This is a genomic window from Gracilibacillus timonensis (assembly GCF_900086715.1).
In the GTDB taxonomy this organism is placed as follows: domain Bacteria; phylum Bacillota; class Bacilli; order Bacillales; family Amphibacillaceae; genus Gracilibacillus; species Gracilibacillus timonensis.
In genome coordinates this window covers 346,330-368,329 of record NZ_FLKH01000011.1, presented here as the reverse complement: position 1 = coordinate 368,329, position 22,000 = coordinate 346,330, and the positions used below count along the sequence as shown (strand labels likewise).

24 protein-coding genes are annotated in these 22,000 nt (G+C 40.5%); 8 read left to right on the top strand and 16 right to left on the bottom strand.

Going from position 1 to position 22,000, the window contains the following annotated elements:
* Nucleotides 1-336: 336 nt before the first annotated feature.
* Nucleotides 337-2,106 carry a heparinase II/III domain-containing protein gene (locus BN6556_RS09065; protein ID WP_066190021.1) on the bottom strand — a complete coding sequence of 590 codons (1,770 nt, stop codon included), beginning with the start codon at nt 2,104-2,106 and terminating at the stop codon, nt 337-339.
* A 317-nt stretch (nt 2,107-2,423) separates the two neighbouring features.
* Nucleotides 2,424-3,290: a LysR family transcriptional regulator gene (locus tag BN6556_RS09060; RefSeq protein WP_066190016.1), complete on the bottom strand. Its 867-nt coding sequence runs from the start codon at nt 3,288-3,290 to the stop codon at nt 2,424-2,426.
* A 120-nt stretch (nt 3,291-3,410) separates the two neighbouring features.
* On the opposite strand from BN6556_RS09060, the gene BN6556_RS09055 reads away from it, so the two are divergent.
* From BN6556_RS09055 to BN6556_RS09045, 3 genes are all read left to right on the top strand, one after another.
* Complete coding sequence (locus BN6556_RS09055; RefSeq protein ID WP_066190012.1) at nt 3,411-4,178, top strand: class I SAM-dependent methyltransferase; 768 nt, start codon at nt 3,411-3,413, stop codon at nt 4,176-4,178.
* A gap of 82 nt (nt 4,179-4,260) precedes the next feature.
* Nucleotides 4,261-4,503, top strand: coding sequence for a DNA alkylation repair protein (locus BN6556_RS09050; protein WP_066190009.1), 243 nt, complete (start codon nt 4,261-4,263; stop codon nt 4,501-4,503).
* A 24-nt stretch (nt 4,504-4,527) separates the two neighbouring features.
* A complete protein-coding gene (locus tag BN6556_RS09045) occupies nt 4,528-4,686 on the top strand; it encodes a small acid-soluble spore protein P (protein WP_066190006.1) in 159 nt (52 codons plus the stop codon).
* 47 nt (nt 4,687-4,733) lie between these two features.
* On the opposite strand, the gene BN6556_RS09040 is transcribed toward BN6556_RS09045, so the two are convergent.
* Nucleotides 4,734-5,087: a DUF2200 domain-containing protein gene (locus tag BN6556_RS09040; RefSeq protein ID WP_066190000.1), complete on the bottom strand. Its 354-nt coding sequence runs from the start codon at nt 5,085-5,087 to the stop codon at nt 4,734-4,736.
* Between the two features lie 190 nt (nt 5,088-5,277).
* Nucleotides 5,278-5,799, bottom strand: a complete 522-nt coding sequence (locus BN6556_RS09035) for a general stress protein (RefSeq protein ID WP_066189994.1) — start codon at nt 5,797-5,799, stop codon at nt 5,278-5,280.
* A gap of 173 nt (nt 5,800-5,972) precedes the next feature.
* Here BN6556_RS09035 and BN6556_RS09030 point away from each other — a divergent pair, with 173 nt between their 5' ends.
* Nucleotides 5,973-6,515 carry an HdeD family acid-resistance protein gene (locus BN6556_RS09030; protein WP_066189992.1) on the top strand — a complete coding sequence of 181 codons (543 nt, stop codon included), beginning with the start codon at nt 5,973-5,975 and terminating at the stop codon, nt 6,513-6,515.
* Between the two features lie 29 nt (nt 6,516-6,544).
* Here the strand turns inward: BN6556_RS09030 and BN6556_RS09025 are convergent, their stop codons facing one another.
* Together BN6556_RS09025 and BN6556_RS09020 are read right to left on the bottom strand one after the other, a co-directional pair.
* A complete protein-coding gene (locus BN6556_RS09025) occupies nt 6,545-8,056 on the bottom strand; it encodes a sulfatase family protein (protein WP_066189990.1) in 1,512 nt (503 codons plus the stop codon).
* A gap of 157 nt (nt 8,057-8,213) precedes the next feature.
* On the bottom strand, nt 8,214-9,047 hold the full coding sequence (locus tag BN6556_RS09020; RefSeq protein WP_066189987.1) for a class I SAM-dependent methyltransferase: 834 nt from the start codon (nt 9,045-9,047) through the stop codon (nt 8,214-8,216).
* Nucleotides 9,048-9,240: 193 nt separating this feature from the next.
* Here BN6556_RS09020 and BN6556_RS09015 point away from each other — a divergent pair, with 193 nt between their 5' ends.
* Nucleotides 9,241-10,110, top strand: a complete 870-nt coding sequence (locus tag BN6556_RS09015; RefSeq protein WP_066189984.1) for an Hsp33 family molecular chaperone HslO — start codon at nt 9,241-9,243, stop codon at nt 10,108-10,110.
* Nucleotides 10,103-10,855, top strand: coding sequence for a MerR family transcriptional regulator (locus BN6556_RS09010; protein ID WP_066189982.1), 753 nt, complete (start codon nt 10,103-10,105; stop codon nt 10,853-10,855). The genes BN6556_RS09015 and BN6556_RS09010 overlap by 8 nt, the downstream gene beginning before the upstream one ends.
* Before the next feature lie 45 nt (nt 10,856-10,900).
* Here BN6556_RS09010 and BN6556_RS09005 read toward each other — a convergent pair whose 3' ends face one another.
* Nucleotides 10,901-11,503, bottom strand: coding sequence for a class I SAM-dependent DNA methyltransferase (locus tag BN6556_RS09005; RefSeq protein ID WP_066189979.1), 603 nt, complete (start codon nt 11,501-11,503; stop codon nt 10,901-10,903).
* Nucleotides 11,504-11,646: 143 nt separating this feature from the next.
* Between BN6556_RS09005 and BN6556_RS09000 the strand changes: the two genes are divergently transcribed.
* Nucleotides 11,647-12,441 (top strand): YwqG family protein, encoded by a 795-nt coding sequence (locus BN6556_RS09000; protein WP_066189976.1) that lies wholly within the window; start codon nt 11,647-11,649, stop codon nt 12,439-12,441.
* A gap of 192 nt (nt 12,442-12,633) precedes the next feature.
* Here BN6556_RS09000 and BN6556_RS08995 read toward each other — a convergent pair whose 3' ends face one another.
* The 3 genes from BN6556_RS08995 to BN6556_RS08985 all read right to left on the bottom strand — a co-directional run bounded on the left by BN6556_RS08995 (nt 12,634) and on the right by BN6556_RS08985 (nt 16,153).
* Nucleotides 12,634-14,400, bottom strand: a complete 1,767-nt coding sequence (locus tag BN6556_RS08995) for a DUF2207 domain-containing protein (RefSeq protein WP_066191264.1) — start codon at nt 14,398-14,400, stop codon at nt 12,634-12,636.
* A gap of 239 nt (nt 14,401-14,639) precedes the next feature.
* Nucleotides 14,640-15,137, bottom strand: a complete 498-nt coding sequence (locus BN6556_RS08990; protein ID WP_235817481.1) for a DinB family protein — start codon at nt 15,135-15,137, stop codon at nt 14,640-14,642.
* A gap of 71 nt (nt 15,138-15,208) precedes the next feature.
* Nucleotides 15,209-16,153 carry a helix-turn-helix transcriptional regulator gene (locus tag BN6556_RS08985; RefSeq protein ID WP_066189971.1) on the bottom strand — a complete coding sequence of 315 codons (945 nt, stop codon included), beginning with the start codon at nt 16,151-16,153 and terminating at the stop codon, nt 15,209-15,211.
* Between the two features lie 121 nt (nt 16,154-16,274).
* Between BN6556_RS08985 and BN6556_RS08980 the strand changes: the two genes are divergently transcribed.
* Nucleotides 16,275-16,832 (top strand): nucleotidyltransferase family protein, encoded by a 558-nt coding sequence (locus BN6556_RS08980; RefSeq protein WP_078060004.1) that lies wholly within the window; start codon nt 16,275-16,277, stop codon nt 16,830-16,832.
* Between the two features lie 35 nt (nt 16,833-16,867).
* On the opposite strand, the gene BN6556_RS08975 is transcribed toward BN6556_RS08980, so the two are convergent.
* The 6 genes from BN6556_RS08975 to BN6556_RS08950 all read right to left on the bottom strand — a co-directional run bounded on the left by BN6556_RS08975 (nt 16,868) and on the right by BN6556_RS08950 (nt 21,905).
* Entirely contained in the window at nt 16,868-17,785 is a 918-nt protein-coding gene (locus BN6556_RS08975) for a sensor histidine kinase (RefSeq protein WP_066189965.1), read from the bottom strand.
* Between the two features lie 23 nt (nt 17,786-17,808).
* Nucleotides 17,809-18,576, bottom strand: coding sequence for an ABC transporter permease (locus BN6556_RS08970; RefSeq protein WP_066189963.1), 768 nt, complete (start codon nt 18,574-18,576; stop codon nt 17,809-17,811).
* Nucleotides 18,569-19,492, bottom strand: coding sequence for an ATP-binding cassette domain-containing protein (locus tag BN6556_RS08965; RefSeq protein ID WP_066189958.1), 924 nt, complete (start codon nt 19,490-19,492; stop codon nt 18,569-18,571). Before BN6556_RS08965 ends, BN6556_RS08970 begins: the two co-directional genes overlap by 8 nt.
* Nucleotides 19,493-19,579: 87 nt before the next feature.
* Nucleotides 19,580-20,269, bottom strand: coding sequence for a response regulator transcription factor (locus BN6556_RS08960; protein ID WP_066189955.1), 690 nt, complete (start codon nt 20,267-20,269; stop codon nt 19,580-19,582).
* 21 nt (nt 20,270-20,290) lie between these two features.
* Nucleotides 20,291-20,872, bottom strand: a complete 582-nt coding sequence (locus tag BN6556_RS08955; protein WP_066189952.1) for a hypothetical protein — start codon at nt 20,870-20,872, stop codon at nt 20,291-20,293.
* 196 nt (nt 20,873-21,068) lie between these two features.
* Complete coding sequence (locus tag BN6556_RS08950) at nt 21,069-21,905, bottom strand: alpha/beta hydrolase (protein ID WP_066189949.1); 837 nt, start codon at nt 21,903-21,905, stop codon at nt 21,069-21,071.
* Nucleotides 21,906-22,000 lie beyond the last annotated feature (95 nt).

The following is a 22,000-nucleotide window of genomic DNA, read 5'->3' as shown; positions in this document are numbered from 1 at the left end:
AAAGAAGACAGCGCTTGATTCCCCATGTTCAACCAAAGACTCTGTATTCTTAGGCCATTAGTGGGATTCACTGTCTCCACTAATGGCAAGGTCGGCATGTATCGCTTTGATAGTGAAACCTAATTTGCACAAAAAAAAGAGCAAGTAACTAACTCACCCCTTTCTGTCAGTTGCGCTAACTGATCAAATAAGTATTTGCCGATGCTATCGGAAAGATAAAAGGCCCTTCTCCACCTGTAAAATCTTATCCATTTACCAGGATTGCTGCAGCGATTCTTGAAGAGAGGTATTTACCCGTTTCTTTATGTGTGAATCATTTCTAAATGGACTCTTGCACTAACAAAATTGGAACACAATCGTTGCAGCTATTTCCGTTTTAAGATCCTCTAGAGATAACTGCAACTGTAGAAAAGCCTCTTCTTTTCCTTGATGATTGGTAAAGGTCTTACGCCTTATCTGCGGTATCATATTCGAATCATAAACAATCTTTAGAGATTGTTTTGCCCCTTTTAACACAATTTGGCTATCTTCTATCACATAAGGCATATCCAGCAAAATAAAATGTTCTATCAGAGAGGATGGCTCATCAGTGAAACGAAATCGATCGGTTAACGTTAAGGCAGGGTGTCGGTCTCTATCAAAAATAAACGTTCTATTCAAACGTAATAAAGTTGGATCGTTGTAAGCCTTATGCATATGTAATTGAAATATCGTTTGATTCCTACAATGATCTGCCTGTTGAACTGTTGCCTGATATTCTTTCCCAGCAAATTGAGTCTGTCCATTAATGACGGGGACTGAATGACCATAACTGCTATTACAGATGAAATCATAGCGCTGCTCACTGAAATACGCCTGATTGTACTGTCCCGCACCTAAATCCTTCAAAAATACTTCTTCTCCGCCGAATAATAGAAAGTGTCCGATATCATTATGGTTATGGGGTTCATCGTTATGTCCTCCCTTCGCAGCAAACGCATAGGTTTCCTCATTACACTGGAATCGCGTCATCAAAATCGCGGATGGATCCCATAAGACATTAGCATCTCGCCAATTCGATCCTTGTTTGCCTACATCATACCATTGTAGTTCACGAAAAGCTGGTGCCCATCTCCCACAATGATCGACAATCTCTTTTTGACCAACTTCTTTAACTGGTAGATGTACCTCAGGGAATTTTTGCTGAAGATAGTGGGTGAACCCAAGCATTGGCTGAGCAAATGACGGCGCATCCGAGAAATTGATCAGATGGTTTCCAGATAGAAAGATATGCTGCTGAAATTGCGCAATTTTGCGTATCTTGTTGGAATTAAATAGCTTATACCTTTCACCTGTCACTCGTTCTAACAAATCCATAAAATAAACAAAATATCCAAAACCATATTGCCAGTAAGTATAACCCTCCGTGCACGCCCCATCTGCTTTAAAGCCACTCAGATAGTGTTCCATACTGTCTAAAACTCGATCTATTATCTTCGCCAGCTGCTCTTGGTCTTCTAACATATAAATAGCAGCCGCCCCCACTGATCCAGCACATACAGAGGCCCAGTTGTGACTGGCGCTCTCCCAATGGAATGGCCCATTATTGATAAAATTACTTAGTACACGTCGATCAATCTCTATTTTTATTTGCTCTATCAAAAACGGGTCCAAGTGGTCTTCTAGTAAATAAATTATTTCTGCGAGTGAAAAAGCGGTTTCCGCTGCAAACAAATCAATCGTGTATTCTAATGTCTGTGATTGTTGATACGAGACATAGATTTGCTCCTCCTTCTGTTGATCGATATGAGCAGGAAGACACCACGTAAACTCCTGACAAATTTGCCATATCTCATTTTCTAACGCCTGCAGATACTGCTTATTTTCTGGCTCTATAGAGCTTAATAATCCAAATGTTGTTAACCTTTTTCTGCGCTCAAAATAAGCCTTCTCGTATGTACTGCGTTCACCGTCTCTTTGAAACTGGCGAAAAGTTTGAAAAGAAGTCAAACTGGATTGCTGAGAAAGAAAGTACGCTGCTTCTTTTGTTAAATAGGCTATCGTTTCCTGATGTTGCTCCTTATCCAATTTCCCCCACAATTTCTTTACCTGATCTGTTTGTGTCATTTTGGCTGCTCCTTTTTGTTAAAGGTAGTTCTTTATAATATTTCGATTATTTCCCACTTTCATTAAAACATAATTATTAGACAAAGAACCACTCTGGCATATATATAAGTTGGTTTTTAGTAGGAATAGCTACGATAAAATATGTACTAATTTTATGAAGAATGTACTGCTGAAATTGATTATCCATTGTTTTAACGATTGAATGATCAATAACACTTGTCTTGTTAAGTAAAATGTCACTTCTTCCAGCATTATTGCATGCAATAACCTATATATCTAGGTTCTTTGATTTAACATAACTTATTTAAACAAAAGCTTTAAATGGTCAATAAAGCCTCCTTGAAAAAAGCTACAAAACTCTTCACCTCACTAGTCTCTATCCTTGTAAGCAAATAAGTAGCAGACATGGGAGCCATCACTCTCTCAGGTGGTATTTCTAATAAGGTGTGATTCATTACCTCTTCTTTAACCGTGGAAACAGGTAGATAAGAAACTCCTAAAGCCTGCGCAATAAACTTTTTCGTCACTTCCATCTGATTAACCGTCATGGTTCGAACTTTTGGGTAATGATTTTTCACTTCATGCAATAGCGAATCCCAATAATCAGGATGGTTATAGGTAATGAGACGGTGAGTAGACAACGCCTCCCGTTCATTCCAGTTTTGTGTACCCCAGGGCCCTACCAAGATAACAGGTTCTTCATGAATTTTCTCCACCTTAAGATTCACTTGTGAAGGCTGCAATCGGCTCAAACCTAGATCTGCCTTCCCTACCGCAATTTCATTTCCGATTTCGAAAGAGCTACTTACATGGATTAATACTTCTATATCACTGTTTTCTTTAATAAACGTCCTTAATAACGATGGTAAAAAAGACGAAGCAATCTGTGGAGCAACTGCAATTGTTAATTTACGCTGATATCCTTGCTTCCATGACTCAAAACGGTCCATTCCTTGTTCATATTTGGAGAGCCATTCTTTTGCAACAGGAAGAAATTGATAGCCTGCCGGAGTTAATGTTACTGTTTTTCCCCTCCGTTCGAACAAGTTACTATCCAGATGACTTTCCAGCTGTTTGATATGTTTAGTAACAGCTGGCTGCGTGAGAAATAATTCTTCGGAAGCTTTTCTGAAATTTTCCCATTTTGCCGCAACAAGAAAGGTTTTCAACCATTTTATATTCATTGTCTACTCCCCCATCTGACATTAATAACGAATAGTTATTAATACATGCTATTTATTTTAATTTCAATTATATAACTTATCCCCTATAATGCAATTAACACCACCGAAGGAGGAATACGTATGAAACGTCCAACAAAAGATAACTGGAATGCCGATTTATATGATGGAAATCATGCCTTTGTATCACAATACGGGGAAAGTGTCATGGATCTTTTAGCACCAAAGAAAGGAGAGAAAATCCTTGATGCAGGCTGCGGTACGGGAGATTTAGCAAATCAACTCCATCAACGCGGTGCCCATGTCATAGGGATTGACCAATCCCAAAATATGATCCAGCAAGCACAACATAAATACCCAGATATTACATTCGAAGTCCAGGATATGTTGACTTTAGCATATCACGATACCTTCGATGCCGTGTTTTCTAATGCTACACTCCACTGGATCAAACAGCCTAGACAAGCACTTCAATCCATCTATAACAGCCTGCATACGGGCGGCAGGTTGGTAGCAGAACTTGGCGGAAAGGGCAATGTTCAGCTGATTACGGACGCCATTATTCAGCAAATAGAGCGTATGGATATTCCTTATACGCAAGAACAATTCCCTTGGTATTTCCCAAGCATTGGTGAATACACCTCATTAATGGAGGAAGTCGGGTTCACCGTAACTTTTGCCCATCATTTTGATCGGCCAACCCCTTTAGCCGGAGAGGATGGCTTACGCAATTGGATCGAGATGTTTGCTGGCAGTATTTTAGCAGAGCAACCAGATACTCTAAAAGAACAGCTTATTCAACAAGTCGAACAAAGCTTGCGAGAAGTTCTATATCAAGATGGTCAATGGGTGGCAGATTATAAAAGATTACGTGTTATTGGCGTTAAATAATCTCCAAGTTGAAAAACGTTCGTATAATTCAGCATAAACTTGAAAAGATAAAGGTAAGTGAAAACCATTGGAGGTGGTCTATGTGAGTCAACCTTACCTTTGTCCCAAGTGTAAAACGAACAAATCCCGCTTTAATGTCATCGAACAAGTGGTTAGATCAGTAAAATTAGATGCAAATACGGGCGCTGTCGTCCATGATTATCAAGATGAACCATTAGAGGTTTTCCACCTTGCTTATAATGGACCGGACAGGAGAATACAGTGTGGCGTTTGCGGCTTGATTGAAGATGAAAATGCCTTTATAAACTATGCCAAAACACCCTAAACAGCAAACGGAGGAGGTATGAAGATGTCTAAGCATAAGAATCGCAAAGGACCAAAGCAACAAGAACAGCCAGACTTGCCAAACAGTGTTCAACAACCCTACGGCGAGCCAATGGCAGGCTCCCATAAAGTGAAAAATAAAAACCATTCCCGACAAAAAAAGAACGCCTCCCACGATATGTAGAAGTGTTCCTTCCCTTGGCTTGCATGATGGCATGCCTGGGGAACTCTTTATGCCTTCCGCAAAATCTTTTCCATCGCTTTTCCTTTGGCTAGCTCATCGATAAGTTTATCCAGATAGCGAATTTCCTGCATAAGGGCTTCTTCTATGTCTTCCACCCGCACACCGCAGATCACACCTTTGACCATGGTCCGTGCAGGGTTCATTTGTGGAGCTTCCGCAAAAAACGTGTCAAAATCTTTCTCGTTTTCCAATATTGCTTCCAACTCTGCTTGACTATATCCCGTCAACCAGTGAATAATCTCATCCACTTCTGCTTTGGTACGTCCTTTTTTCTCCGCTTTTGTCACATAATGCGGGTAGACACTGGCAAAGCTCATAGCATAGATACGATGTTTTTTCATGATACACCTCGTTTTCATTTATAATTCGTACTTCATTTTGTTTCTTTCAAATAGAAGCCAAACCTAACACCTCTTTTCATCTCCATTATAACCTAATGTAAATATAATTAATGGATGAGGTTATAATTTTTCCAATAATTAAGTCATTATATATTCGATCGTTTTGCTAGAAAAATAATTAAATAAACAATTAACGCAATAAACGATCAAGATCCTTATTTAAGCAAGATTGTTTTAACTTCTTGGTTTTTCGTAAAAATTGCAGGTCCGCTTTGTTACCATAACTCAATTGGCGATAAAAATAATTAATAAATTCTAAAACAGCAAATAGCAAGATAAACCCAGACCACATCAACCCACTTATTGGTAAATGAGAAAACCACCTATAAATATCTATTATGAACGCAGATAACGCAGTAATAAAGACTACGATATTGAAGATTCTTGCCTTTTCTAATATTTGGACGGTTTTGAGAGAAGTGTTGAAATTACCCTCTAATCTATATCGTTTTAATTTAGCATACCAGTAATAAACACCTTGAAGTAGTATCATCTCCAATAAAAGGAAAGAACACCAAAAAGAGATCAAAAAATATAATTGTAAGCTCGGATAATTACTCTGTACTAAATAACTCAAAAAAGCAAAGAGGATGGCTGCCGCTAATTCACCCGAATACAAATATACTAACCTTTTTTCTAAGTTTTTTTTCATTCTATATTATCTCCTCCGTATGATAATAGCTGTATATCTTTTATCGTACCATAGGCTCAGCATACAAAAGAAGATTAATCTACAAAATTCAGGGTAAATAATGGATAGACACGTAACCACTCATTTCTTCACTATCAACGGAACAAAATGCGTGCGACAGGAGGGAATCTTGAATGTTCAAAAACTTTAAAGAAAACTTTCGGCGCCATGCGCTGCTCCGTGCGGTTATTTTTATATTAATTGGCGCCGCCATTATTATCAATCCAGAGGGTTTTCTTCGCTTTATCGGTTATATCATCGCAGGGTATTTAGCCTTGTTAGGTATTATAAAGATCTACCAAGACCACAAAATAAAACAACAAATTGGTACGTATGGAATGGGGTTGGCAGGTGGTATTATTTTAATATTATTAGCTGCTGTTTTCCTTTATTTTGCGCCAAATATTTTCTCCATCTTACCATTCTTATTAGGCTTGGCGATTATCATCAATGGTCTGATGCAATTGATCGTCGCCCTGAACATGAAAAGTACGGGTTGGATTATTTTTTGTATCCTGCTCATCATTGGAGGGGCAGTGCTCGTATTTGATCCCTTCAAAAGCACCTTGGTACTATTCCAAACCTTTGGCGTGATCCTTGCCTGTATTGGAATCTCGGAGGTTGTCGGCCATTTTCAGAATAGGCAAACTCATAATAACCCAAGCACCAGTCGTTGATAACAACACTGGTGCTTGGGATTTATTTACTAAGCATGCGACACACGTGGCATTGCTAGTGGTTCCTTGCCTAATTCTGCCCAAATATACTGCATGAGCAACTGCTGTTTCAATTCTTGATGCGCCTTACTATCCCATAGATTATTTAACTCCAACGGATCTTCTTGCAGATCAAATATTTCCCCATACGTTTGCTGATAATACACCGTCATTTTGTATCTCTCCGTGATCAATGTTTTTTGGTGAATCGTGGTCGGTTCATGGCGAAACTCACAAATGGCATGATCTCGAGCCCTGTTTTGATCGCCCTGCCAGACTTCTTTCTGATCCACGCCAGTCATGTGAATGGGAATATCCGCATCCGCAAAAGAGAGAAAAGTCGGTGCCAGATCCACTAATGATTGAATGGACGAAGATGTTGCACCTGCTGGCACATGATTGGGATACCTTACAACAAAGGGAAGCTTGATTAAATCTTCGTAATGGAAGCCACCTTTGTATTGCAGTCCATGCTGACCGAAGAAATGGCCATGATCGGTGGTAAATACAATCAGCGTATTGTCGGCTAAACCAAGTTCATCTAACTTATCTAGTATTTTCCCGATATATTTATCCATTAAGCTGATCATGCCATAATACGTGGCAACCAATTGTTTGCGATCATACTCCGAAATATTCCGGTGAGAAAGATAACCATGAATCGCCTTTCCTGTTTCCTGTAAGTGTGAAAAATCCGGATTTTCCTCTTGTGTCTGCCCAAAGTGAGGTGGATTTTGATCATGTTCGCCTGGCACCATTTCTGGTATCGTCAAATCATCTGGATTATACATCGTATCCCACGGTTTTGGGACTAAATACGGTGGATGCGGATCGAAAAAGCTGGACCAGAGAAAAAAAGGTTCCTCCTGCTCCTTATAGATTTCCAGTCTTTTATTCGTTTCTTCCACAATCCATTTGTCATAATGAAATTCCTCCGGTATATCCCATGTGTGCCGAGTATCCGGATCCATATTTCCAGTTGGCGGCGCAAAGTAATCCTTCCAGTTCGTGCAGCCTTTCTCCTCTAACCAATTCGCGTAATGTTGACCAACATGCTGCTCATTGGTATGATTCCTCGCCAGCTCCACATGATCAAAACCATAAAACGGCCCATGAAACCCTTTCCAAAAATCAAGGTCTTGAAGAATCGGATAAGACTCCAAAGAAGGGTATGTTTCCGTACTATGTAATGGCTGGAAATGAGCTTTACCAATTAACGATGTTTGATAGCCTACCTCTTTCAAATCATCATTCAAGGTATGGGCATCTTCCTGCAATTTAGTTCCGAGTGTCCATGCCCCGTGCTGGCTAGGGTACTGTCCTGTTAAAATCGATGCTCGTGTAGGCGTACAAGTAGGGTTCGGGCAGTAAGCTCGATCAAACGTCGTTCCTTCCTTCACCAGCCGGTCCAGATTTGGCGTCGATATCTCTTTATTAAATGCCCCCAATGTGTCCCAATGCTGCTGATCACTAGTGATTAGTAAAATGTTTGGTTTGTTCATTCTAGTTAATACCTCCTTTTGGTTCTTATTTTAAAAGAAAACGATATCCATTGAAATAGCTTCATGTTAGCTTTTGTTGTTATTTTGTTAGGTTAAGAATTCGATGATGTAATGCCAGTCGAATGTTAACGGATGATGAAAAAGAGTGAGCTTCGTACTATCCATCTTTTTCTACCAACAAGGCGAGTGTTTCATTCCCCGCTTGATACGGTGCACCCGTTACATCATTATAAACATCTATCAGTGTGAAACCTGCATCCTCTATTTCCTGTATAACCCATGTTTTTGCGAAATATTGATGCCAAATGTAATAGCTTTCAACTGTTTCATTGGTGATAATGGTGGTCTGTTCCAGTGAAACATCCTCATCGTATTTTACATTTTGCGTCAATTTCACATGTGTCTGCGGAGACCAAAAACCGCCTTCATGGACCATCCAGTCTTTTCCTTCGATAAACTGTTGATATTTAGCTATAGTAAATACATCGAAAAGTAGTCTTCCACCCTTTTGCAGGCTGTTCCAAATACGGCGCAATAATTGCTTGCGGTCACCTGGACTAAGCGCCCCATAATCACAGTAAATCAGTGTCGCTAAATCATATTGTCGATCAACGGTTGCCGTCAAATAATTGTCATAACGATAGGTAATATTCAGCCCCTTTTCCAGTGCAGATGCTTTGGCATGCTGAATGGATCTCTCCGAAAAGTCAATCCCGGTTACTTGATAGCCCGCCTCAGCTAATCGTTCACAATATAACCCTGGTCCACAGCCAAAATCAATGATGGTCTCCGTTTCTGCTTGAGCTGCTGTCTGAGTGATAAACGCCACCGATTGATCGATAAAATCAGCCGTTCTGCTCGCACCTTCATGACCTGGATCCAGATGTGCCTCTAACAAGTATGTGGAGATATGCGAATCTTGCCAAAACATTTTTTCGGAAGGTGTGAATCTTTCAGGTAGTTGCAATTGATCTATTAAATAAGTAAACATATGTATCCCTCTTATCTTTTTGCAGTATTCTAAAGCATGTACTTATATGTTATCACAAAAAGAAAATCATAATTACATTTTACCTCGATTCCATCACTTGAAATCCTCACGATACATATGATTCTCTCTTGAACCTTACGTCACGTCATGATTTATACTAACCATACAAGGATCACATAAGGAGAGAATATAGATGTCCACTTCCATCATCAAAACATTGATTTTCGACAAGCAAGTCCGCCTCTACTTGACGAATAACACAGGATTACTCAATGAAATCATTCCGATACACCAAGAGGCTAACCACGTTATCAAAGCGACGCTAGCTAACTCTCTTTCTGTTGTCAGCCTGTTATCTGCTACACTTAAGGAGAAGCAACGATTGAGCACGACCCTGCTTATGAGCCAGCCGAAAAACAAGATGCATATCGATGTAGACGCCCAGGGTAATCTGCGTGGTTATGCTAATGATCATTTACTAGCACAAGAGCCAGCCTCTGTTAAACAGCTAATTGGTCAAAAGGGATCGATCAGAATGATAAAAAGTTCTAACATGAACCAATTTACCGGGATCACCGATATGCCTTATCAGGATATTGACAAAGATTTCTCTCATTATTTCCAACAAAGTGAGCAGACGGATACGTTGTTCAAGACACACATCGACTGGACAAAAAAGAATGCGATCGCTAATAGCTACGGTTTATACGCCCAATTGCTTCCACAGGCCTCTAAAGAGCTATTAATGTATGTAGGGGAAGCTTTTGATATGCTAACCTCTGTGTTAAGTAAGCTATCTAATGTGACGGAAACCGAGTTGGCAGCTACATTAAGGAAATATTTTGGCGAATCCTCTATAATAGGTTATGATGAGGTCCAATTTTTCTGTGACTGCTCGAAAGAAATGTTTTTTGGTTTGTTACATGCCATGAATAAAGGCGAAATAGAAAATCAGATACAATCGGGACAACCAATGCCAGCATCATGCAATATATGTGGTAAAACTTACTTGTTCACCACGGAAGAGTTGAGAACCTATCTACAGGAGGACGTAAATGGATAAATATTGGAAAATCGGAGAAATTGCCGAGATAACAGGATTATCGATTAGAACGTTACGATATTACGATCAAATTAATTTGCTAAGCCCTTCCCTGTACACTGAGGCAGGACACCGCCGATATTCGCTGAAAGATCTGCAGACATTGATGGAAATTCTTTCGTTAAAGCAAATGGGGTTTTCTCTAGAAGAAGTCAAACAGCTCCAAGAACAACAGGCTCCCTCCACTGTTAGAGAAACTTTAGCTATGCACACCGAGCGAATAAAGGCAGATATGGAAGCCCAGCAGCAGCTTTTAACACAATTGGAAGAGGTGCAGCAAGAGTTTTCCAGCTCGCCAGATAACATGATCTCTTTACAAAGTTTAACCATGCTATTTGATGCCATGAGAGCTGATCGTTCCAAGTATTTCAACCAAGCTCAGCTAGACTGGATGCGGGACCATTTTCACACCATGGATAAAACTACCTTACAGCATAGTCAATTGGCGTTTTATAAGCTGTTAACCAGATTGAGAGACAAAAAGGAGAAGCACTACCCTCCATCTGATCCATCCGTGATCGAAATCGCCACCAAGTGGAAAAGCATGATGAATAGCTTCTTACCTGAAAACAATGAGTTGCAACAGCAAGCCGAAAAATTCTATGCCGATAATCCTGATCTTGCCGCAAAAACAGGGTTGGAAGCAGATTTGTACGCTTATTTACACCAAGCCTTATCCTTTACAAAAGCAGATAACGAGCGTTAATGGTAGGTTATCTGCTTCTGTTGGGCTTTTATAAAGAAAAATGATTTATCCCCTGCTTGTTGCGATAAATAACGAAGCATCTTGGTTCACAAATAGGTTCTTCCCATGATAAAACGTATTTATTTCGATATCATGTAGACCCATATTCGTTAATAGCTCGTTTATTTCTTCCCTAGTAAAACCATTGTGCACCTTTGGATGATCTACTCGTTCATTTTTGTCAAAATCAACAATTAGAAAAAGACCGCCTTCATTTAATCGATTTTTTAATTTTTGTAACAAGGCTTTTACGTCTGGCACATGTATTAAAACCAATGATACAAGGATGACATCAGCGTTAACATCCAATTGATCATCTTCCATTAGATCAAGCTTCCTTGCTTCGATATGATGGTACGGAATTTGAGCCAATTTATCTTGGGCCACATGAATCATTTCTTGTGAGGCATCAAGCAAGAGGACATTATCAAAATGTCCTGCTAATGGTAAGGTAACCAGGCCTGTTCCCCCACCATAATCTAATAGGGAGTGCTGTTTCTTGTCAGGTAGCACCGTTTTAACTTTATCCGCAATAATATTGGCGAGTTTTCTTCTATCTTCTGTATCATACCTTTTTGCATGCTGTTTGTTAAATGCATTATTTCCCATTTCACCTACTCCTCTGCAATTGATAGTGACAAGCCTTATTATATCTCATTCAACTTTTTATCGACACCCTAGTTGCTTGTAGGATTATTCCCCACTATGTGCTATATTATTAAAGAAACAACAAAATAAGAGGAGGTTTCAACATGTCAGCGAACACATCATTTGTCATTCCTAAAGAACTCGAAGCCTATCGCCCCATCTTAGAAAGCACCTTAGAGCCTGTGCTCCTCATCCAAACGACAGAAAGAAAAACCTCATTATGGGAAAGCAAATTCGGCGGCAATCCTTATTTCCCTTTGACGATGGAATACCCTAAGACTCCCAAAGGACACCCATTACGGTTACTGGCGCAAATTAATTTTGCAGACCTACCAGAGCCATTACCTTCCTTCCCTCCTAAAGGCATACTGCAATTCTATATTGATGGCTCTGATGATATGCTCGGCCTTGACATCGATGGCGACTTAAATCAATCAGGCTATCGTGTGCTGTTTCATGACAATGTGATAGAGGGCGAGGAAGCATTGCTACAGAATTTCTCATTTTTAGACCAACAAGATAGCGACATGTTTCCCGTTGAAGCTGAACTGGCTTTGTCCTTTGAACCGGGTTTTGAACCCCTCTCCACCGGCGATTTCCGCAGTCGTGAGACCTATGCAGCAATCCTAGAGGAACTGGATGGAAATGATGCATTAGAGGATGCTTTCTACGAGACGTTCGATAGTTCAGGTCACCGAATTGGTGGGTATCCTTTCTTTATCCAAGGGGATCCGCGTGACTTCGGCGATTTCCAAGAGTCAACTACCCTGCTGCTGCAACTCGATAGTGATGACGATATTATGTGGGGCGATGTAGGGGTAGCCAATTTCTTCATTTCCAAAGAGGACTTGGAAAAGAGAGACTTTAGCAAGGTGTTGTATAACTGGGATTGTTCGTGAAAAGTGAATCACTGATAGGGCGTCGTGAACCCAGCCTGCTTCCACCTCTTTTGAATCAATCCCTTTTCCTAGATGTTGGAACAATCATTTCACAGCATAAAAGGAACCAACGAAGAAAAGCCCAAACATTCATTGGTTTGAGCTTTTCTTCGTGTGATTACTGGATGAATCATTGAAAAGCGAAAGAGCCGTTTAACGGGCCCCGCCCCCACCTCCTCCGCCAGCTCCAGCGCCACCGCCGACGCCTGTAGTACCACCACTGCCGCCAGAAGCAGTTGTCGCCGACGTACTGGAATGAAATCCGCCGCTGATTAGCCCTGTAGACCAGCTTGTGCGAGTGTGGTAAGCTCCATACCAGTAATGATAATAAATCCAGTCTTCTTGATGATCGTTATCTGGAACAAAACCTTCTAGCTTTTTGGACACTTTTTCACTTTTACCAAAGAGTACGCTCCACAGCATCATATCTTTTAATGAAAGAGGTCTGGAATAATTAGTAAATGCATCCATATCCGATTGGGTCAAATAATTATTAAACTGAATCAAGCGCTGCGTGAGTTGCTCTCCTTCTTCGCTAGGAACTATAATAGGCTGCTTTATACCAAATGGTTTTATTTCTTCAAAAGAAAACCATCCTTGCCGTTCTAGATAAGCTTCTGAATAGTCTTGGAGATAATCAGCAAAAATAGTGACTTCATCTGCATACTTTTTGCCCCATTCCTGAATGGCGTCATCTGTAACCATACCATTGGTATCTGCAACATCTAAAAGCATTGTCCACAAGCCGCTTTCATACGTTCCATCATACATTTCGTTTTCGATTTGATCCGTAATCTCCCCAAAGGTTGTTGGATGTTTTTTCAATTCCTTTTCTATATCATTTATCGTGAGGGAAGTACGGTATTTCTTTCCGAAAAACTTGCTTTCTTCTTCTGCTTCTATGGATACTTTTTCATTCAGTGACCACTTTAACAGATAAGCTTGAAAGATATCTTCAAAATAGCCAAGCTGCAAATGTTTTAAAAGGGCACTTAAGCCTGCATAATCTTCTCCCGTATACGGGATCGTTTGATACGTCATATCCTTATTTTCTGATACAAGCTTGTACATAGACTTCATTGCGCCAGCTTCTCTTTTGGCTTTATTGGTTTTAGAAACAAGGAGGTAAGTTCCGATACCAATGATCAGACAAAGAATGACAAATATACTGGCAATGATAAAATTCACCGTGGAATTGTCACTTGTATTGTAGGTAGAACCATCCATTGCCTCTTCTTGTTGTTCGGATAAGGTCATATCCTCTGTGAGATCGGCTTGAAATAGATCAGACGGAAACTGGGTTAAAGCAATGACATCACCATCTGCCTCACCGTCTGACTCCCATACAATCCGGTCACCAACCAGCTGCATATCCCCCTCAAAACCAAATCCCCAGAAATCTACTATATCCTGCGTAAAAGGTTGAAAGCCAGAGATTTCAACGGTTAAGTTTTGAGCGGGAATATCTGAAAAAGTATCGAAGTTCCAAAGCATGGCCTGTCCATCTTCCAAATTGCGAACCAGATTAGATAGAGTGTAGGTTACCGTATACGAGTTTTCACCGTATTCTCCTATACCCCAAATCAGTTCAACCCCCTCATCCGTAGGTAACATTCCATATTTCCCCGCCTTTTCTTCTTGTGAAGCATCAACATCCCAGTCAGGCTCTTCGGTAAAACCGTTCACTGAAAAATGGATCACCTCTGACCCCTCAAGGTTTTCCATTTTAATGAAAAGTTCTGTACCTTCATCTAAATTCATTTGACGGTGCTCTGTCACAACACCTGAACCATCTTCCTGCAATTCCACTTCGATATGTAAATCACTCATCTTATTTTCTGCAACTGCCGTTAATGTAAATCCCAGGTTTATTGCAACAGCCATCGATAAAACAACAAGTGCCTTTATCCAATTACTCATCGGAGGCATCCCTCACCTTCCTCTACTTTAAGCAAGTATTTTTCATAAACTCTCTGCATTTATTATAGCAGATAATGACTTGCGAAAAAGTAAAATAAAAAAGCTGGCGTCATTTAGTACCACGCCAACTTTTAAATAGCTGTTTTCTAAATCCACAGGGCAAATGAACTGCCATTTCTGAGATAACTGTTCTGCTTTTTATCATACCACAGCAATTTATCCCGATCCCTGTTTTTCCATTAAACGTATAGGTCAAACATATTGATATCGTAGCCAAGCTGCTTTAGATAGTTAAAGAATTGTCCCCGATGATGAAATAAATGAGAAACCTCTTCCACAAGCCAATGTGCCTGTGTCTCTCCCTCTTCTAAATAAAAAGGCTTTGTTTTCTTGGTCAAAAAATCTTCGTCTGATAAGGACTGCATATACGTCTTGAATAAATGGAAACCTTCTTTCATCGCCTTGATCCATTCTTCAGAAGACTCCATGCTCTCATACTTTGCTTCCAAGTTTTGAATCATCTTCTGATCTTTTTCCTGCCAGAGATTCAAATCAACTTCTGGTATGGAGACTATATGTCTGGCTAGTTCTTGAAGACTGCGCATGTTCTCTGCTGGCCGGTAAGTCCAATCCTTTGCCTCCACCTTCTTCAATAATCCTTCTATAGATCGGATGCCAAGCTCCAGCTCTACTAATAATTCCTCTCTTAACTTAGATACGGCATACATCATCATCATCCTTTCCTTTTTTCTAGCCTATCATGGAATGGTGACAAATCCTGTCACCCTTCAAAAAATAGTGAAAAAAATTAGTGATATTTCTCCATCAAGTCCGCTATTTTCTTTTTTATAGTGTCTACTGCCTCTTCTGGTGCTACGATTCGTGCTTCACTGCCAAACTTCCAGATAAGATCGACAAAATAGGTTAATTCTGACTTAGGTATAGCCATTTTCACAAACCCTGTCTCATCCTCCCGCTTCTGAACATTTTTTTCTAAATCAAGCTCTGACAGCGCGCGCCGCACCCCTTTCCTCGTCAATTCCACTGAAAAAGTAACTGGATCAGAAACTTCGGACTCGGACCATTTAATCCATTCCATGATAGATGCATACGGTAATTCTTGTCCTTCTTCACTCGCATGTATCGCTTTTTTTATTCGATCCGCTCGAAACAAACGGATATCCTCACGCAAAAAACAATAAGCCGGACAATACCAGAATCCATTATGACTATACAAACCAATGGGCTGAATCGTTCTCTCCTTCACTTCCTTCTGACTGTCATAGCAAATTGTCAGCGTAGATTGATCGACGGCTGCAGTTAATAGTATATCCAGCTTATTCGCTTGTTGAACACGGTTGGGATTCCAAAAGACTATTCGATCTTTCATCGTATCAATACGCGTTTTCGCCTCAGCGGGTAAATAATGATACAATTTCTTTAGAACATAGCCTGTTTCTGTTTCAAAAGGAAGGGCACCTATAAACTGCAAGGATTGAAAAGCGAAATACAGCGCAATGGCTTCTGACTCTTTTAACAAAACGGGTGGCAGCATCCGCTCATTCAATACATAATAACCACCGTCCGCGCCAACTTCTGAATAAAGCGGAACACCAAGTTCACTTAATTCCTCCAAATCTCTCAGAATCGTGCGATAGGAAACGCCAAATTCTTCTGCCAGTTCTCGCGCTGTAAATTTTCGTTTTGCATTTACTGTCATCATTAGCTCTATTAAACGTTTTGTTTTGGACATTATACGGCCTCCATGTCGTGAAGCATGCCTACTGATAAGCATATTTTCAATACTTCTATCTTACATTCTCATTTCATTCAGCTTTATTATGTTGTAGGATAAAGGTGGGAGTGGGATATATATGATGAAATTTGAAGATAGATTAATCTCTATTCTCCAACAAGACAATTATATCATGTCGATTTTAGAAGCTGTAGAAAAGCTGCAGTTGCCTGATTGCTGGGTTGCTGCCGGATTCATCAGAAATAAAGTTTGGGATACCCTGCACCACTGTCAGACCAACATAAATGATATCGATGTGATTTACTTCGAACAAACAGACCTTTCCAGGAGTACAGAGAAAAAATTAGAGGCCGCATTAGAAAGCCAAATGCCGAATCAACCTTGGTCCGTGAAAAATCAAGCTCGAATGCACGCCAAAAATAATCAAGCACCTTATCGCTCATCCTTTGACAGTGTTTCTCATTTTCCAGAAACAGCTACTGCCGTTGCCGCACAGCTCTTTCATCAAAAAATAAAAATAATGGCTCCCTATGGCTTGGAGGATTTATTTCAAGGGATTGTTAAACCAACTCCGAATGATGAGAAAGACACGAAACGCCACTCCGTTTATAAGGAACGGATGCAAAACAAAGAATGGGACGATATATGGAAGGGCTTAATCATAAAAGATGTCTGAACATCCTAGATGCCATCGCCATGCAGAAAAAACAGTCATGTTTCTAAGGATATTTTTGCACATTGCCACTCACAGATGATAGACAACTTCCCATCAACTAACTTTCCTCTGGTGGTTCCGCCCATTTTTTCCATGAAACTTTTGACGATAGACAGACCTAAACCCGTGCTGGCGTTAGTACGGGAGTGGTCTGCCATATAAAATCGATCAAACATGCGGCTGATATCTTGCTCCGTTAAGGAATGCGCCTTATTGTTCACTACTAGCCTTGCCTTGGTACCTGCTCCCTCGACAACGATCTCTATGTTTCCTTCAGAGTGGGCAATCGCATTCGATAATAGATTCTCCACTACCCGCGTGACAGCTGACTTATCCGCAACAATCGATATAGCAGCTTCTGGCATATCCATGATTGGCTCTCGATTCTGTTTATGAAAGCGATCATAGAAACTCATCAAGACATCTGTAACTACGTTTTTCAAGTTGATTCGCTCCGATTGTAGCTCATAATCCTTAGATTCGATCGTACTCAACTCAAAAAAGTCATTTAATAACGCCTCCAGCCTGTAGGCTCTTTTCTTAGCAACAGCTAATAATTCCTTGCGCTCCGTCTCCGCAATATCTTGATTCTCTGCCATCTGGATATATCCTAAAATAGAAGTTAATGGCGTTCGTAAATCATGTGACATATTAGCAACAGCTTGCTGCTGCTCCTTTTGAAAATAAATTCGCTTCCTGTGCTCTGACACATGCCAATCAATCAGTTGGTTGATTTCCCATCCCAGTCTTTCGATATCTTTATCTAAAAGAGACACATCTATTTTTTTGTTGGTTTTGCGATGGTTATACTTCTGCAGCTGTTGGCTTACCTTTTTTACTTCTTTCTTTAACGTCATGCAACGAATAAGCAAAAAAAGGCTTACGCATAATAGCACGACTATTGCATACCACATGTTCATCACCTGCTGACCGAATATTATTTGATTTCTTTTCTATTAAAAACAAATACTCCACACCCGAGTAGAAGCAATAATGATACCATTCCTACCAGAACAGACTTGATAACTTCGGTACTGGTTAGCTGATACTGAAACACCTCACTTAATTGATAGAAGAAGGTAAGTTCATACACAGCTTGGACAAATGGGACTGTCACCAGCTTTTCGATGGCAAACATTACAATTGCTAGCAAAAGCGTAAATAAGATCGTCTTACCACTGTCCTCTGTCGCTACTGCAATCCATAACACAATCGCTGTAAAGCTGAGAAACTGTAAGACAAATAAACTGTACGCTCTCGCTAGATAAAGGTTATTGGTATCGTTCAGTATCTCCCCATGACCTAATAACCAAACGAAGATAAGTGCTGTTACGAATGGAATCAAGATAGCAACAAGCACTGATCCCAACGAATAGATCACATATTTAGCAAGAAAAATATGGCTTCTTTTATGGCCGCTCATGATTTGGTTTTTAATCACACCACTTTGGGTGAATTCTGTTGCCAGATAAAAACCGGCCAACGTACTGATGACAATGTTAAAAAATAAGGACAAATGAAATGCTGTTAGGGCATTCCATTCACTTAATCCAGCCTGATCGAATACTGTTCCTGATAATTGCCACCAATCCAAGATAACGAGAAGATGCAGTAAGAGACTGAGGCCTGCCATCGTTACGATCAGCACCCAAAATGTCTTATTCCGTGTTAACTTATAGCATTCAGCCTTGATTAAATTAGTCATGTTCGGCACCCCCTACTAGCTTGGCAAAATAACTCTCTAGGCTGTCACCATTCTGCGAGAGGTGTTCGATGACTAAATCATGACTGGTTAACGCACGTGATACACGACGAACATCGTCAGTGTGATGATATAGTTTGATCATACCATCCGGCATTACTTCAAAATCCGTTGTGGACAGCTCCTCTTCTAAAACAATGACAGCTTTAGATGGCTGATCCACTTTTATCTGCAAATGCTGCCTGCATTTTTCATCCAATTCTTCTGCCGTCAACTCCTCTAATAGCCTTCCCTTATGAATCATACCATAATTGGTGGCAAGCTGATGGAGTTCGCTGAGTATATGACTGGATATTAAAACAGTTAGTCCCTTTTCTTGATTGAGTTTTTTGAGCAATTCCCGCAGCTCGACAATCCCCATTGGATCCAGTCCATTGGTCGGCTCATCCAGGATTAAGAATTCTGGATCACTTAATAACGCGAGACCAAGTCCAAGTCTTTGTTTCATCCCTAACGAAAAGTTTTTCACCTTTTTCTTTCCGGTATTCGACAAACCTATTAGATCAAGGGTTTCTTGCATCGATTCTTCTCCCGGAATCCCTTTCTGCAATCGCTGCACGGCTAGATTTTGATACGCAGTCATATCTGGAAAAATGGCAGGATTCTCAATGATAGCTCCCATTCTTTTCTGGGCCTCGGGCAAGGCTTTAGGATCGTCATTGCCAAATAACTCCACCGAACCGCTTGATGAAAAGGCAAGTCCCGCTACTAAACGCAACATCGTAGATTTACCTGCACCATTTTGTCCAATAAAGCCGTAAATCTCGCCTTTTTTTATGGAAAGGTTAATATGATCAAGAGCTACACCGCTTTTATATATTTTGGTTAGCTGCTTGGTTTTTAGAATATAGTCACTCATTCCTTTTAGCTCCTTTCTTAATGGACGTACCTTCTTAGTATGCCCGCTAAAACTTAAGAAAGGCTTAAATGAAACCTTAGGAAAACCTTAAGATTTCATACGGTAGCCCATTCCCCAGATCGTCTCTATATATTCTGCTTCTGGGTTAGCATTACCGAGTTTCGTCCGTAAGTTACTTATATGGACATTTACTGTATTATCATCCCCATGAAACGGCTCCTCCCACACGCTTTCGAAGACATTTGCTTTAGAGAATACCTTTTGAGGAGTGGTCATTAACAAAAGAAGAATCTTATATTCTCGGATAGTTAACGTGAGGTGTATGTCATTTACATAAACCGTTTTTTCTTCTACATGAAGTTCGATATCTTTATGGGTTAATAGCTGGCTAGGGGTCTCCTTCGTATGTTTATATCTGCGCAAAAGTGCATCGATTCGAGCAGACACCTCATCCAGATCAAAAGGTTTGGTAATAAAGTCATCAGCACCCGCACGCAAACTGGTAATTTTCGTTTGTTTTTCCTCTTTAGCAGAGATAATCATAACGGGAATAGAACCCTTTTCCCTTATATTAGTAAGAACCTGTTCCCCGGCCATCCCTGGCAGCATTAAATCAAGTAACACCAAGTCCCAATCTTGCTGCTTTAAATAAAGGAGTGCTTCTGTTCCAGAATAGGCAGGTTGGGGATGATACTGGCTCTTGGTCAGCATCCTGCATAATAATTGGTTAATATCATTGTCATCTTCTACAACTAAAATATTGGTCGATTGCTCCATATGAGTTCCTCCTTTACCTTGTTACCCCCATTCCATTGGGAGATCCATATTCGGAATGCACCATTTATCTATTGTCCCGTGATTATTATAATCCTTTAACCTCCCCTGATAGAGCCACTCCCACTCCGCTATCTCCAGCAAATGATAAGGCGTCATCAGTGCTGGTTGCCGCTCCAAATCAAGGATTTCTGCTTGTTGCAGTACAGTGGCGACAAATTGAGAACAAAACAGCGCTTTTTCTCTTGGAATCGGCGTACCGAAGAGGAATCCTAATAAACCCAAGAAATTGTAGCGATAGTGTTCCTTCTCTTTTTCTATTTCCTGTATATATTGTTTCATTTGATGCAGCTGTATGTCCGTGACGGTAAGAGAACAAACAACGGCTTCCGCTTGTTGAAAAAAGCACGTTTTCAAGTTCTCTTTGACAAAACCTCCCACGAACGGGTTGTTCATTTTTTTGCGACCAAAACTATAGGCCTCTGCTACATTCGATTGAAAAGAGATCGAAGCATGATTATAGGGCTTTTTTGTATATAATTTGATCAGTTTTGTGAAAAAGGAACCCGTATCCGTTAAAAGAAGATACACCTTGTTTTCTGCCATGATTATACCTCTTTTCTGTTATGATAGAAAGCCTTCTCTCCATAACTTTACAGGCTAAATCATAAGAACAGCTTAACAGGTTCCTTAAGAAAATCTTAAATATGGGGCGGATTATGTTTTGAATATAAGGAGAGTATGATGGAAGACGACCAGCATGGGAAGAGAGGAAATCATATCTCCTCTCTAGCAGTAAGTTCTATTTTTCACCATACTGTTCTAATAAAAACCGAGTGATTTCACCCTTTTGAACAGGATCACCGGCGTGTCGCAGTGTGAAGGGAATGCCTAACTGATCATATTTTTGTTTTAATAGATAACCATGCATGGGATGATGAATGACTTTATCTACCGAAGCATCCGCTGGAATAGTCGTCCCTTCTAATGGAAAATCATAGGACATAAAAGCAGGAGGTGCATGTTCAGACATATACGTAATGGCCGATGCTTCCTCCGCCAATCGAATAATGTCGGGGCGGTCTAGTTCATCCAAACTGGATATGCCATAAAAAAGAGTTAAATTAGGTTGGATATGAGGACCAGTATAGATTGGCTCGTAAAACCGTTGATCTTTAGAGACTTGTGTAGCATGTCCTACGAATGCCGTCACATCAGAAGGAATACGCTCGATCGGATCTGGACTTGCTGGGTCAGCCAAATCTCCGTTTAATGCATTCCACAAGGCAATATGTCCTCCTGCCGATGAGCCGGCGGAGGCGATGCGCTGGCCATCAAATCCCCACTCCTTCGCCATACTCCGTACGAACTGAATCGCCCGCGTGCCATCTTGCATCGGGGCCGGGTATGGATCGGTAGTGATAAATCGATAGTTGCACGTGACAAAGGAGATTCCTGCCGCTAAGCAATCATGCATTAGTTCCGTGGCTGCTCCTTCCTTCTCGCCACCAACATAACCACCTCCATGGAAGAAAATCACGAGTGGTGACGGAACAGTCTCGTTTTTCACAATATAAGCGTCCAGCTTATTTCTACCATGTGGACCATAAGCAACGTTTTTGTATTCTTGAATAGACAATGAGATCAGCCTCTTCTCTAGCAATTATTTTACTATGTATTATACCAGTACATCCTTTGCAGCAGAAATGGTAGTCATCCTCAATATGACGACCA

What these genes read in the sequence shown, in the direction of transcription:
- BN6556_RS09055 (WP_066190012.1), top strand. Translation starts at nt 3,411, where the DNA reads ATGAAACGTCCAACAAAAGATAACTGGAATGCCGATTTATATGATGGA.
- BN6556_RS08980 (WP_078060004.1), top strand. Translation starts at nt 16,275, where the DNA reads ATGATGAAATTTGAAGATAGATTAATCTCTATTCTCCAACAAGACAAT.
- BN6556_RS09010 (WP_066189982.1), top strand. Translation starts at nt 10,103, where the DNA reads ATGGATAAATATTGGAAAATCGGAGAAATTGCCGAGATAACAGGATTA.
- BN6556_RS09045 (WP_066190006.1), top strand. Translation starts at nt 4,528, where the DNA reads ATGTCTAAGCATAAGAATCGCAAAGGACCAAAGCAACAAGAACAGCCA.
- BN6556_RS08970 (WP_066189963.1), bottom strand. Translation starts at nt 18,576, where the DNA reads ATGACTAATTTAATCAAGGCTGAATGCTATAAGTTAACACGGAATAAG.
- BN6556_RS08965 (WP_066189958.1), bottom strand. Translation starts at nt 19,492, where the DNA reads ATGAGTGACTATATTCTAAAAACCAAGCAGCTAACCAAAATATATAAA.
- BN6556_RS08960 (WP_066189955.1), bottom strand. Translation starts at nt 20,269, where the DNA reads ATGGAGCAATCGACCAATATTTTAGTTGTAGAAGATGACAATGATATT.
- BN6556_RS09035 (WP_066189994.1), bottom strand. Translation starts at nt 5,799, where the DNA reads ATGAAAAAAAACTTAGAAAAAAGGTTAGTATATTTGTATTCGGGTGAA.
- BN6556_RS09000 (WP_066189976.1), top strand. Translation starts at nt 11,647, where the DNA reads ATGTCAGCGAACACATCATTTGTCATTCCTAAAGAACTCGAAGCCTAT.
- BN6556_RS09060 (WP_066190016.1), bottom strand. Translation starts at nt 3,290, where the DNA reads ATGAATATAAAATGGTTGAAAACCTTTCTTGTTGCGGCAAAATGGGAA.
- BN6556_RS09005 (WP_066189979.1), bottom strand. Translation starts at nt 11,503, where the DNA reads ATGGGAAATAATGCATTTAACAAACAGCATGCAAAAAGGTATGATACA.
- BN6556_RS08990 (WP_235817481.1), bottom strand. Translation starts at nt 15,137, where the DNA reads ATGATGATGATGTATGCCGTATCTAAGTTAAGAGAGGAATTATTAGTA.
- BN6556_RS09040 (WP_066190000.1), bottom strand. Translation starts at nt 5,087, where the DNA reads ATGAAAAAACATCGTATCTATGCTATGAGCTTTGCCAGTGTCTACCCG.
- BN6556_RS09020 (WP_066189987.1), bottom strand. Translation starts at nt 9,047, where the DNA reads ATGTTTACTTATTTAATAGATCAATTGCAACTACCTGAAAGATTCACA.
- BN6556_RS09030 (WP_066189992.1), top strand. Translation starts at nt 5,973, where the DNA reads ATGTTCAAAAACTTTAAAGAAAACTTTCGGCGCCATGCGCTGCTCCGT.
- BN6556_RS08975 (WP_066189965.1), bottom strand. Translation starts at nt 17,785, where the DNA reads ATGTGGTATGCAATAGTCGTGCTATTATGCGTAAGCCTTTTTTTGCTT.
- BN6556_RS09065 (WP_066190021.1), bottom strand. Translation starts at nt 2,106, where the DNA reads ATGACACAAACAGATCAGGTAAAGAAATTGTGGGGGAAATTGGATAAG.
- BN6556_RS08995 (WP_066191264.1), bottom strand. Translation starts at nt 14,400, where the DNA reads ATGAGTAATTGGATAAAGGCACTTGTTGTTTTATCGATGGCTGTTGCA.
- BN6556_RS09015 (WP_066189984.1), top strand. Translation starts at nt 9,241, where the DNA reads ATGTCCACTTCCATCATCAAAACATTGATTTTCGACAAGCAAGTCCGC.
- BN6556_RS09025 (WP_066189990.1), bottom strand. Translation starts at nt 8,056, where the DNA reads ATGAACAAACCAAACATTTTACTAATCACTAGTGATCAGCAGCATTGG.
- BN6556_RS08955 (WP_066189952.1), bottom strand. Translation starts at nt 20,872, where the DNA reads ATGGCAGAAAACAAGGTGTATCTTCTTTTAACGGATACGGGTTCCTTT.
- BN6556_RS08985 (WP_066189971.1), bottom strand. Translation starts at nt 16,153, where the DNA reads ATGTCCAAAACAAAACGTTTAATAGAGCTAATGATGACAGTAAATGCA.